Source organism: Proteus sp. G2673 (assembly GCF_009915125.1).
In the GTDB taxonomy this organism is placed as follows: domain Bacteria; phylum Pseudomonadota; class Gammaproteobacteria; order Enterobacterales; family Enterobacteriaceae; genus Proteus; species Proteus penneri.
Map to the genome: position 1 here is coordinate 98,517 of NZ_JAABLT010000014.1, position 12,156 is coordinate 110,672.

At 39.4% G+C, this 12,156-nt stretch carries 12 protein-coding genes; 3 read left to right on the forward strand and 9 right to left on the reverse strand.

The features are described from left to right. Nucleotides 1–53 precede the first annotated feature (53 nt). Nucleotides 54–878 carry a bifunctional DNA-formamidopyrimidine glycosylase/DNA-(apurinic or apyrimidinic site) lyase gene (gene mutM, locus GWI59_RS07390; RefSeq protein WP_072064691.1) on the forward strand — a complete coding sequence of 275 codons (825 nt, stop codon included), beginning with the start codon at nt 54–56 and terminating at the stop codon, nt 876–878. On the opposite strand, the gene coaD is transcribed toward mutM, so the two are convergent. The 6 genes from coaD to rfaQ all read right to left on the reverse strand — a co-directional run bounded on the left by coaD (nt 875) and on the right by rfaQ (nt 6,788). Beyond that, nucleotides 875–1,360: a pantetheine-phosphate adenylyltransferase gene (gene coaD / locus GWI59_RS07395; protein ID WP_006534234.1), complete on the reverse strand. Its 486-nt coding sequence runs from the start codon at nt 1,358–1,360 to the stop codon at nt 875–877. The two genes, mutM and coaD, sit on opposite strands and share 4 nt — an antisense overlap. After that, nucleotides 1,350–2,129, reverse strand: coding sequence for a glycosyltransferase family 2 protein (locus GWI59_RS07400; protein WP_109848253.1), 780 nt, complete (start codon nt 2,127–2,129; stop codon nt 1,350–1,352). The genes coaD and GWI59_RS07400 overlap by 11 nt, the downstream gene beginning before the upstream one ends. Beyond that, nucleotides 2,129–3,406 (reverse strand): lipid IV(A) 3-deoxy-D-manno-octulosonic acid transferase, encoded by a 1,278-nt coding sequence (waaA, locus tag GWI59_RS07405; RefSeq protein ID WP_072064689.1) that lies wholly within the window; start codon nt 3,404–3,406, stop codon nt 2,129–2,131. Before waaA ends, GWI59_RS07400 begins: the two co-directional genes overlap by 1 nt. An 81-nt stretch (nt 3,407–3,487) precedes the next feature. Continuing rightward, a complete protein-coding gene (locus GWI59_RS07410) occupies nt 3,488–4,591 on the reverse strand; it encodes a glycosyltransferase (protein WP_161724358.1) in 1,104 nt (367 codons plus the stop codon). Continuing rightward, nucleotides 4,588–5,721, reverse strand: coding sequence for a glycosyltransferase family 4 protein (locus GWI59_RS07415; RefSeq protein ID WP_161706667.1), 1,134 nt, complete (start codon nt 5,719–5,721; stop codon nt 4,588–4,590). Before GWI59_RS07415 ends, GWI59_RS07410 begins: the two co-directional genes overlap by 4 nt. After that, a complete protein-coding gene (gene rfaQ, locus GWI59_RS07420) occupies nt 5,721–6,788 on the reverse strand; it encodes a putative lipopolysaccharide heptosyltransferase III (RefSeq protein WP_109848256.1) in 1,068 nt (355 codons plus the stop codon). The genes GWI59_RS07415 and rfaQ overlap by 1 nt, the downstream gene beginning before the upstream one ends. Before the next feature lie 159 nt (nt 6,789–6,947). On the opposite strand from rfaQ, the gene GWI59_RS07425 reads away from it, so the two are divergent. Both GWI59_RS07425 and GWI59_RS07430 read left to right on the forward strand, forming a co-directional pair. Next, on the forward strand, nt 6,948–7,910 hold the full coding sequence (locus tag GWI59_RS07425; protein ID WP_161724360.1) for a polysaccharide deacetylase family protein: 963 nt from the start codon (nt 6,948–6,950) through the stop codon (nt 7,908–7,910). 1 nt (nt 7,911) lies between these two features. Next, nucleotides 7,912–8,985 (forward strand): glycosyltransferase family 9 protein, encoded by a 1,074-nt coding sequence (locus GWI59_RS07430; RefSeq protein WP_161706359.1) that lies wholly within the window; start codon nt 7,912–7,914, stop codon nt 8,983–8,985. Between the two features lie 21 nt (nt 8,986–9,006). On the opposite strand, the gene rfaC is transcribed toward GWI59_RS07430, so the two are convergent. Genes rfaC through rfaD form a run of 3 tightly spaced genes read right to left on the reverse strand, consistent with a single transcriptional unit; the run spans nt 9,007 to nt 11,963 of the window. Next, nucleotides 9,007–9,966 (reverse strand): lipopolysaccharide heptosyltransferase RfaC, encoded by a 960-nt coding sequence (gene rfaC / locus GWI59_RS07435; RefSeq protein WP_161724362.1) that lies wholly within the window; start codon nt 9,964–9,966, stop codon nt 9,007–9,009. Further along, a complete protein-coding gene (rfaF, locus tag GWI59_RS07440; protein WP_006534214.1) occupies nt 9,963–11,015 on the reverse strand; it encodes an ADP-heptose--LPS heptosyltransferase RfaF in 1,053 nt (350 codons plus the stop codon). Before rfaF ends, rfaC begins: the two co-directional genes overlap by 4 nt. 9 nt (nt 11,016–11,024) lie before the next feature. Next, nucleotides 11,025–11,963 carry an ADP-glyceromanno-heptose 6-epimerase gene (rfaD, locus tag GWI59_RS07445; protein ID WP_006534213.1) on the reverse strand — a complete coding sequence of 313 codons (939 nt, stop codon included), beginning with the start codon at nt 11,961–11,963 and terminating at the stop codon, nt 11,025–11,027. Nucleotides 11,964–12,156 lie beyond the last annotated feature (193 nt).

The window sequence follows — 12,156 nt, forward strand, 5'->3', positions numbered from 1 at the left end:
AATAAAAATGATGTTATCGCTGTATCTCTTATCTGATAATCATGGAGTCACCTGTGCCAGAATTGCCAGAAGTCGAAACCAGTCGTCGAGGTATTGAGCCTCATCTTGTGGGTAATGTGTTGCACTACGCCATTGTGCGTAATAGTAAATTACGCTGGCCTGTCTCAGAAAAAATAAAAACCTTATTGGATGAACCTATTTTAAGCGTAAAACGACGCGCTAAATACTTGCTAGTCGAGCTTAATACAGGATGGATCATTATTCATTTAGGGATGTCAGGAAGTGTACGTATTTTATTAGAAGAGCAACCTGAAGAAAAACATGATCATATCGATTTGGTTTTTCGTGATGGCAAGGTACTGCGTTATACCGATCCTCGGCGCTTTGGTGCTTGGCTATGGTGTGAAGATTTAGCCACAAGCACGGTATTAGCCCATTTAGGGCCAGAGCCGCTTTCGGATGAATTTAATGCCGAATATCTCTATCAACAGTCTAAAAATAAAAAAACAGCCATCAAACCGTGGTTAATGGATAATAAATTAGTGGTTGGCGTCGGTAATATTTATGCTAATGAAGCACTATTTTCATCAGGTATTATGCCAGATAGAAAAGCCAATAGCTTAACATCAGAAGAGTGTGAAGTTCTTGTTACGGCGATCAAACGGGTATTAACCCGCTCCATTGAGCAAGGTGGGACAACACTTAAAGATTTTCTACAGTCTGATGGTAAACCCGGTTATTTTGCACAAGAGCTATTTGTTTATGGGCGTAAAGACAAACCGTGTTTAATTTGTGGGCAACCGATTGAAAGTATAAAGCAAGGGCAACGTAGCACATTTTTTTGCCGACATTGCCAACATGGTGAGAACGAGCGTTAAATCTTACCGAGTTTTTTTAGCATGGCGGTGGTGACAACGTCAGGTAAAAACGTAGAGACATCACCGTCATGACGCGCAACATCTTTAATTAAAGATGAAGAGACAAATGAAAGATTTTGAGAGGGCAGTAAAAATACGCTATCAAGATCGGGTGCAAAATGACGGTTCATATTCGCCAGTTGCCATTCATATTCAAAATCAGAAACGCTACGAACACCACGAATTAAAATCGTCGCTTGTTGTTGTTTAGCAAAGTTAGCCATTAGTTCACTAAACCCCACTACTTCAACATTGGATAAATGACTCGTTACCTGTTTGGCTAAATCAACTCGTTCTTCTAAGGTAAACATCGGATTTTTACGGGCGCTATCAGCAATCGCTAATAAAACCGTATCAAACATACCTGCTGCGCGGGTTAAAATATCGATATGGCCATAAGTGATGGGATCGAAAGTTCCGGGGTAGATAGCTTTATTTTTCATTATTTACAGTCTTCTGGCTGAGTTCCCATAAAGAGGCGTATTTATTAAAGGTATACTGTGCGTTAACAAATGCCAATATCAACCCCTGTTTTCCGTCTAAAAACCCCATTCTTAATAACCAAGTCTTAAAAAAGGCGCCTAACGTATGACTTAAGATTGAGCCGAAACTGGCTTTTTTACCTTGTTGATGACGCTCTTTTGCCCATTCGGCGGCATATTTTAGCTGCTTTTGCTGAAACTCCATTAAATCACGACAAGTAAGATGTAAGAGGTCACCTTGTAATGTTTTGGTAGTCGCACCTTGGGTTTCTAACGATTCATGAACCAAATTATTGTTATATTGATAACGTTCACGAGCATATAAACGGGTCACTTTATCCGGATACCAACCACTGTGTTTCATAAAGCGCCCCATAAATAAATTACGGCGAGCACAGTTATAAACCACATTTTCTTCAGGTTGCTGCAAAATAGCTTGAATGCTGACTTTTAGTTCAGGAGTGACACGTTCATCACTATCAATCATAAAAATATAATCGCCAGTAGCATATTGTTGCGCCAGTTGACGCTGTTTGCCAAATCCTGGCCATTCACTGTTGATAAAGACTTTAGCCCCTTTTTCTGTCGCAATATGACGAGTGTTATCTTGGCTACCTGAATCCAACACAATAATTTCATCCGCCCATTGTACAGAGTCTAAGCACTCGCCAATGACATCAGCGACATTTTTACTGATCATCACCACAGAAAGGCGCTTACTTTGGCTCATTAGTGACTCCGAGGGGGAAGATAAGGTGAAAGTAAGGTAAGCAAACGCAGTAATGCTCCTTGGTTTTCATGAAGCACTTCAACGGCATGGCGACCATAGTAACGGCGATAATCTTCATCATTAAGCAGTGAGGCAATCGCGGTTGCCATTGATTCACTGTCTGTAACAGTAATTAATCCTTCAGCTTGATCAAGTTTGGCACAGATATTTTTAAAATTAAAAGTATGTGGTCCCATAATTACAGGGATAGCGTGGGCAGCGGCTTCTAAAGGATTATGACCACCACGCTCAACTAAACTTCCCCCCACAAATGCCAGATCGGCAATACCATAGAGCAACATCAGTTCACCCATGGTGTCGCCAATCACCACTTGGGTCTGTGCATCGGGTACAGCATCCGTGCTTCGTAAGGTATATTTTAGCCCTGCTTCACGAGTTAACTGTTCTGCTTTAGGAAAACGCTCTGGGTGTCGAGGCACTAAAATCAACAAAAGTTGAGGAAATTGTGTCAGTAGCTTTTTATGTGTCTCTAAAATAATACTTTCTTCGCCTTCATGGGTACTTGTTGCAATCCAAACTGGGCGATGAGCTGCCCATTGACGGCGTAAAGCAACGGCTCTTGCGGCTAATTCAGGGGTAACTGAAATATCAAATTTTAGGCTACCTGTAACATGCAAATGTGAACGTTTAAGCCCTAATTCGATAAAACGCTCACCATCTTCTTGGTTTTGAGCGGCAATTAAGGTGATCTTTTGCAGCATCGTTTTGACGAAACTGCCCAATTTCTGATAACCAGCGGCAGAGCGTTCTGATAAACGAGCATTGGCGATAATCAACGGAATTTTTCGTTGATGCAGTTTTGAAATTAAGTTAGGCCATAACTCTGTTTCCATAATGATCACCAGTTTGGGGTCAACCGTTTTAAGAAAACGATTAACTGAACCGGGTAAATCATAAGGAAGATAGACATGGTAAACATCATCACCAAACGCAGAACGCACACGCTCCGAACCTGTCGGAGTCATGGTCGTGACTGTTATAGGTAAATCAGGATAGTGATGGCGAAGGGCGCGAACAAGCGGTACTGCGGCGAGAGTCTCACCGACAGAGACGGAGTGCAATAATATCCCTTGAGGCACGACTTTGCCTTTGCAAAAGCCATAGCGCTCTCCCCACCGTTTTCGGTAGGCGGGGGCTTTACGGCTGCGTAATAAAAGACGCAACCAAATCAGAGGTTGAATAAGGTAAAGAAGTACCTGATATAAACGCAACAACATGCTATCAAATTCACTTATCTAGACGAACGCTTATAGTATCACACTGTGTGGGATAAAGTGTGTAAAACAAGTAAGCGCGGATTAAGGAATTAAAGCGATATACTGCTTTAAAATATGGTTTAGTTCAAATTTTGCATAGGATGATGGCAATATTTGAGGTGGTGAATAATATGCAAGGCGAAGCTTTTCTGCGAGAGAGTCACTATCCATTGTCGAAAGGTAATCAGAAAGTTCGTCTGTCATAATTTCGCTGACTCCACCAGGGCATCGAGTACTGACGATAGGTACGCCGCAGATTAATGCTTCAATTAATACGGTAGGAAGCCCTTCACTATCAGAGCTTAATGCAACTACTTTAGCGCCTTTGATTGCGGGGAGAGGGTTTGGGATAAAACCCGCAAGGATGACTTTTTCTATTAAGTTAAGTTGTTTAATTTGAGCTTCTAATCGTTGTTTAACGGAGGGGGTGCCTTCACCTAAGATAATAAGTTGGCAAGGTAAATCCGCTTTAGCAAAAGCTTCAATTAATCTATCTTGTCTTTTTACTTCATGTAATCGACCCACATGTAAAATATACTCTTGTTGAGTTAATACATTAGGAAAGGTGGCTTTTTGTTGTATTTCTTCAATATTAAAAGGGTTATAGATAGTTTTTAATTGATGGGCATGGATGCCAATGGCGTTTATTAAATCATCTTTAACTGCATTGGATACACAGACGAGATTTTTATCTTTATAAACTCGCTGAATTTTGGTTTTTTTCAACCAATATGAAAAGCCAGATTTATTTCCAAGATAAGATTGAGAGTAAATGCCATGAATACAGTACCAAACATTACAGCTTTTTAGTTGTTTGGATCGGTAAACAATACGGTCTGTTTTATGTAAGTTAGAAAGAACAAGTGCAGGGCGCCCTTTCTTTGCAAAAAGTTGTATTAGTACCTTATCAAGGGATTTGGCTCTACGCGATATTTCAGTCAATTTTCTGAAGATACCACGATAGTTATCATGATCAACAATATAATCAATAAAATCAGGTAGTTCATACGCTAATTTATTATGTAAGGATAGCAGTGTGACTTGATATCCTGCTTGATGAAAACCATTAGCTAACCTGAGCGTGACATTTTCAGCGCCACCACCCGGTAATCCATCAATAATAAAAAGTATATGTTGTTGACTCACAAGGCTAATATCCGTTTATAAAGTGAAATAAGCTCGCCTGATAATCGTTGTGGCGTATAAGGGAGGATAGTCTCTCTCGCCACCTGTGACATTTCAGTCCACGCAGTATTTTGGGGGATCTGCACAATCGCATTAGTTAATGCTGAAATATCTAATGCATCACAAACAAATCCATTTTTATCATTTTGAATAAATTCCGCACCACCACAAGTTGTTGAAGTGATCACGGGCAAACCGCACGATAATGCCTCAAGAATAACATTAGGGAAAGGATCGTAAAGAGTAGGAAGAAGCAATGCATCCGCCATTTGATAAAAATCGAGCGTTTTTTTCTGCATACCTAAAAAGAAAATACGTTGTTTACAACCTAATTGTGTTGCGAGTTGTTCGTATTTTCGCTGATTTTTATCACTTCCAACAACTAACAATATAGCTGATGTCTTTGCTATTGCTGAAATAGCAGCAGCTAATCCTTTGCGTTCAAAACCAGATCCCACATAAATAAAACAAGGTACATCTTGTGGAATATCATATTGAGTCTTTAATCTCTGTTTTTGAGACGTTGTCGCAGGCACAAAAACATTATGGTCAATTGCATTATAAATGACAGTTATTTTATCGGCAGAGACACCAAAATCCTCAATAATTTCATTTTTTACCATCTGTGAATTACAGATAACTTGTTTTAATGCAGGATCAGCATACATCTGCTTTTCTGTATTCATAACATAGCGATGGTATCTATCATAAAATAGCCAACGACCTTTCCAATTCGGTAATATTCTTTGGCGTTGTAATAGCCATCGGCGATGCACACCATCACCAGCACGAAAAATATCACAACCTGCGATACGTTCATGACTTTGAACAATATCAAAATGATGTTCTTGCCAACATGCTCTAGCTGCTTTAGCGAAACCCGATTCCCGGCTAATTCTGCCTAATTTTCGAGGATTACATAAGTGAATATGCCAATCTGGGTTAGTTTCACCTTGCCATTCTCGCGTGATCACATTGAGTTCAAGATCGTCGTTTGATAATGCATCTAATGCGCGGGCAATAAAGCGCTCAGCGCCACCATCAGGGCGATACTTTTGTCTAACAATGGCGAGTCGTAATGGGTGATTCATTAAGATAAGTGCCTTATAGCTGTGTTGTAAACTACATCAACAGGAATAGCAGAAAGATAGCGTTGTTGGGTGTCTGTTTTTATATGATCTGGGTGTGGAATATCATCATAATCGCCCGCCCATATTGTTTCGCCTATCGCTTGCCAAGGATGCCAATGCTCAAGTTTAGAAGGACCAAAAAGAGCAACTAAAGGGGTTTTTAATGCCGCAGCCATATGCATTGCAACAGAATCAACACCAATAAAAAGTCCTGCATTATCAATTAATACAGCAAGTTGAGATAAAGATGTTTGCCCAGCTAAAACCGTTATCATTTCTTTGTTAGGGCATTGTGTCAAAATGGTTTCTATCATCTCTAATTCTTTTGCTTCTGGGCCTGAGGTTAACACTATGGAATAATGACTTTGCTGAAGCTTTGTAATTAAAGTCGCTATTTTATCTTCATCCCAGCATTTGAAAAACCAGCGAGATGTTGGTTGTATAACGATATAGTTTTTAGGGAGATGATATTTTTCAATAGTCTCCGCTAACCACTGTTTGTCTGCTTCGCTATAAGCCATCATAACATCCGAAATGATAGGAATATTAAGTGGAGTCAGGATACTCAGATTTTGTTCAACAGTGTGCAGTTGTCCATGATCTGCCGTAGAAATTATGATGTTATGGCACGTTTGCCAGAATTGGCTGTCTTTGCGCTTTTCAAATTCAAAGCCTAAACGTGTTTTTGCTTTGGTAAGTAAAGCAAAAATGGCCGCTTTCCATTGATCAGCTAAGTTTACCACTAAGTCGTACTGCTGTTTTTGTAATGTTCGGCCAAGTTCCCACTCTTTTTTTAATCGAGTCAACTTACCTTGATGTTTCCAATTACGATCAAGATAAAAAATATGATTGATTAATGGGTTGTGCTCAAGCATAGGTAATGTTTCTTTGTATAATAAAACATCAATCGTTGCATTAGGATAAGCTGATTTTAATGAGCATATAACGGGTGTCGTTAATAACATATCTCCATGATGTTGGAGTTTAATAACCAGTATTCTATTAAATGATTGATTTATATTAGTCATAATTACTTTAGCTTTAGTGAGATACTCTAATTGTAAACAAATCCACAGAATGCATCTACCATACGGCATTTATATTGATTGAATTGCCGTTTTCTACTGCGTAACATAGAACAATTCATTCAATTATGAACCTATAATCCATAAGTTGGCGGGGAATGCATGACTAAACCAGCATTTATTATCACATTAGATACCGAAGGCGATAATCTTTGGGAAAATGAACGTGATATTACTACACAAAATACGCATTTTTTACCCCGTTTTCAGCAGCTTTGTGAGCGTTTCCATTTTAAACCTGTTTGGCTAACAAATTATGAAATGGTAATGGATGATGCCTATATTGAGTTTGCTCGTGATGTAATTGCCCGCAATACCGGTGAAATTGGTATGCACTTACATGCGTGGAATAGTCCACCACTAACACCTTTAACAGATGATGATTTACGTTATCAGCCTTATTTAATTGAATACCCCAAAGATCAAATGCGAGAAAAAATCGCATTAATGACAGACTTACTTGAAGATAAACTACAAACCAAAATGTTAAGCCACCGTGCGGGGCGTTGGGCATTTAATGAGATTTATGCACAACTTTTAGTTGAATTTGGTTATCAAGTCGATTGTTCTGTAACACCTAAAGTAGATTGGCGATTGACTAAAGGTGATCCTACACAATCAGGAGGCACTAATTATACTGATTTTCCTAGCCATGCTTATTTTATGGATCTAGAAGATATCACTAAACCGGGCAATTCTACATTGCTAGAAGTGCCGATGAGTATTCAATATAAGCACTCGCCTTTAATGAATAAAATTAAGCAGAGTTACGATAAATTAAGAGGGAAGCAGCGAGCACCTTCTGTAAATTGGCTACGCCCTAAAGGTGGCAATGCCCAACAGATGATTGATGTAGCAGAAAAATCATTAGCTCAAGGCAATGACCATATTGAATTTATGTTGCATTCGTCTGAATTTATGCCGGGTGGTAGTCCAACATTCCGTACTGAAAAAGATATTGAAGGGTTATATAACGACTTAGAAACCTTATTTAGCTTCTTATCAGATAAAGTGCAGGGAATGACATTAGCTGAGTATTATCAAAGTCAGGTGCAGGCAAAATAAGATGAAGTTAAAGAAATTAAAATGGGTACATAACTTCCTAAATATTTATAACCCACTTTTTGGTAAGATGAAAAAAACGGATACATTTTCATCTGATATTCAATTTAACAGTATTCTTATTTTTTCTACGACAGCGCTGGGTGATTTTATGTTTAATACCCCAGCAATAAGAGCGATTCGTGCACATTACCCTAATGCACATATCACATTGGTTTCCAGCGAAAAAAATAGATTATTAGTTGAAAACTATGATCAAATAGATAGTGTGGTTTATTGGGATAATAAGATAAAAAATCTACTTCCCATTGCTTTACAGGCCAAAAAATATAAACCTGAATTAGCGGTTATTCTCCATTCTCATCTTCCTTATGATGTGCTATTTGCAGTAATGGCGGGCTGTCAGTATATATTACGTAATACTTTTCATGTGATCCCTAAATGGTTTCAGAAATGGATTATTGCTGAGCATCAGCCTCCTAATTGCCATGTTGTTCAAAGTAAACTTAATATTATTCGTTATTTAGGAATAGATAGCTCGGATACAAGAATGGAAATTACTTGTGAAGTAGAACAATTAGATAAAGGAAACTATCATATTGTTGGATTTCAGATGGGGGCATCAACGCAAGAGCGTAGGTGGCCTGTTAAATACTTTGTTGAATTAGCGCAAAAGCTAATTGATAGTAAACCAACAATACAAATTAAATTAATAGGATCTCCGCGAGAATTAGAATTACCTGAAGAATTTTTTGTATTGTTGCCAGAAAAATATCATAGCAATATTGAAAATCTAGTTGGTAAAACTTCATTACCTGACTTGTTAAGTCAGATCCAAATAATGGATGTATTAGTCACCGGAGATACTGGGCCTCTGCATTTAGCGATTACATTACAGCGTCCAACTGTAAGTTTATTTGCGACTGCAGATCCTAAATGGACGGGGCCTTATCAAGATCTTCATTTACATACCATTATTAATAAGAAGCCTAGCTCAAATGAGGAAATACCAGCATCAATGGATCTTATTACAGTTGATGAAGTTTTTGATGCCGTCAATAAAACCCTAAAAGACTAATCACTTTTAAGGCTTATTGAGCTAAATATCAAGAAGGTCGAATATTTGCTGTGGCTTTATCTCCGCAATATCCCCACCTTTTGCTTTCACTGACATTTGTGCCTTACCGTAACCGCCAATCAAACCGGGATTGGTAGGGCCAAAGAGCGTGATATTGGGTTTATCCAGTGCCGCAGTTAAGTGACTTAACCCTGTATCGACAGACACCACACTTTTCGCACCCGCAATAACCTGAGCTACTTGTGCTAGCGACATTTTGGGCAATACATCAACATAGTCGAAATCTGCGGCTAAGCGAATGGCACGTTGATGTTCATGCTCTGCACCCCAAGGCAATTTAATGCGTATCCCTGAATCTGCAAGTAGGGCGATTAATTCTCGCCAATGGGATTCTGGCCAGTGTTTTTCATCACGCGTAGTTGCGTGTAGAAAGACTAAATAAGGGCGCTCATCAAAGGCGGGAAGTGAGAGAAAATGCTGTGCAATCCCATAATCACCTTGAGATTGAGGGATCGGGTAATTTAAGCTTAAGGCAAATAGTTGGCGAATTCGTTCAACCGCATGCATTTTTTTACTGACATCGTGGCGAATATCGTAGAAAAAACTGGCCAAAGGTTCACGAGCGCATTGACGCGAATAACCATGTTTAGTGCCTTTGGCGTATCGAGTCACTAAGAATGCACTTTTCAGTAAACCTTGTGCATCAATCACGGCATCATAATGATGCGCTTGAATAGCGCGACGAAATTGCATGCGCTCTGCACGAATAGGCGCACTAAACCAGTTTTTTCGCCAACGGCGTATTGCCACTGGGATCACTGTATCAACAGCTTGATGCCAACTTGGGATCTGGGCAAAACCCTCTTCGACTACCCAATCAAAACGAATATCAGGATAAACATTTATTGCATCAGTTAATGCTGGCAATGTATGTAACACATCGCCCATGGAAGAGGTTTTAACGATTAATACCCGCTTCACGCTGATGGCTCCGTTGACAATAAATTTTCTAATTCAGCAAAAACCTTCTCTGGCTGAATATCTATTAAGCTTTGGTGATAGCCTTGTTCGGCATCCCCTTTACGCACTTTGTGGTAGCCAGTAATTAAGCGGATCACGCGTGCTTTATGGGATAACGGTGGCGTAAAATCAGGGCTACTTGGACCATAAAGGGCGACTAACGGGCGCTCTAACGCGGCTGCAACGTGCATTAAACCAGAGTCATTACTGACAACGGCTTTACAAGATGCAATCAAGTTTACTGCTTGTTCAAGACTGGTTTTGCCAGCGAGATTAAAACAGGCTTCACGAGCTTCTGGCGTCAGCGTTTGTTTTATCTCTTCGCCTGCTTCGTTGTCTTTTTGAGAGCCAAACAAGAAGATTTGATACCCTTGTTCTGTAATGAGTTTCTGCGCTAAAGCGGCATAATGATAATGGGGCCAACGTTTAGCGGGGCCAAATTCAGCGCCTGGGCAAAAACCGATAGCAGGACGTTGAGTAGATAATGAAAATTGATGCAATGTGGTGGAGATATCACTCTCGGTTACTGATAACTTAGGCCATAACAGAGGTTGAGGTAAATCAGTCGCTTTTTGGACTTTTAGTTTGTCATAAGCTAGCGCGACATAGCGTTCAACCATCAAAGGAAATGCATCTTTATCTAAAGGTCGCAAATCATTTAATAGACCATAGCGCATCTCTCCACGCCAGCCTGTACGCTTAGGAATATCTGCAAAGAAAGGCACTAATGCCGATTTAAATGAGTTAGGTAATACATAAGCATGCGTGTAACCATTCTCTTTTAATTGTTTTCCTAAACGACGGCGTTCACCAATGGCTAAAGCTCCATGACCTAATGGCATTGGTATTGCATTATCAACTTCTGGCATCTTTTCTAATAATGGACGGCACCACGCTGGTGCCATCACATCAATCGTTGCCGCAGGATGTAATGCTTTCAATGTACGATAAAGACTTTGGGACATCATCATGTCCCCGACCCATGAAGGCCCTACCACAAAGATTTTCATAAACAGCGATTACTTACCTTGATTTAACCATTGCATATAAAGCTCGACACCTTCGGCAACCGTTTTAAATGGTGCGGTATAACCTGCTTTACGTAAATTTGTTAGATCAGCTTGAGTAAAGGCTTGGTAACGACCTTTCAATTTTTCTGGGAACTCAATATGTTCGATAGAGAGATCTTTATCTTTATGATGAGCAATAACGGCATCCGCAACCGCTTGGAATGATTCAGCACGACCTGTACCACAGTTAAAAATACCGGATACATTATTGCGCCAGAACCATAAATTAACCGCGGCAACATCACCCACATAAATAAAGTCACGTTGGAAGGTTTCGCTACCTTCAAATAATTTTGGATTTTGACCGGCATTGACTTGGTTATTTAAATGGAATGCAACACTTGCCATGCCACCTTTATGTCCTTCACGAGGGCCATAAACATTAAAATAACGGAAGCCACAAATCATCGATTCTGCTTCAGGTAAAATCTGACGCACATATTCATCGAATAAGAATTTTGAATAACCGTAGATATTTAAAGGTGCTTCGTATTTTCTCTCTTCAATAAAGTTATCCGTACGACCACCATAAGTAGCAGCGGAAGAGGCATACAAGAAAGGAATTTGGCGATCTAAGCAGTAGTGGAGTAGTTCTTTAGAATATTGATAGTTGTTATCCATCATATATTTGCCATCCCACTCAGTGGTAGAAGAGCAAGCACCTTCATGGAAAACGGCATCAATATCACCAAAATCATCACCTGCAACAATACTCGCAATAAAGTCTTCTTTATCCATGTAATCAGTGATATTCAAATCAACCAAATTCACGAACTTGGTGCCATCTTTAAGGTTATCAACAACCAATATATCGGTATAACCTTCATCATTTAATGCTTTAACAATATTGCTGCCGATAAAACCTGCACCGCCCGTGACGATAATCATGTGGCTACCCCTTCATATAAAAATCTAAAATTAGCTCTAGGTCTATAATAACACTGAACAGCGTTAACGGTAGTATTCATCACGGAATAACAAGCTGGAATTCTCGAAAAACACAGTGTGTATTAGTGATCTTAATTACATAAATAACATTATTTGTTTACATTTGTCGTTTTTAATAGAGCAAAAGCATAAA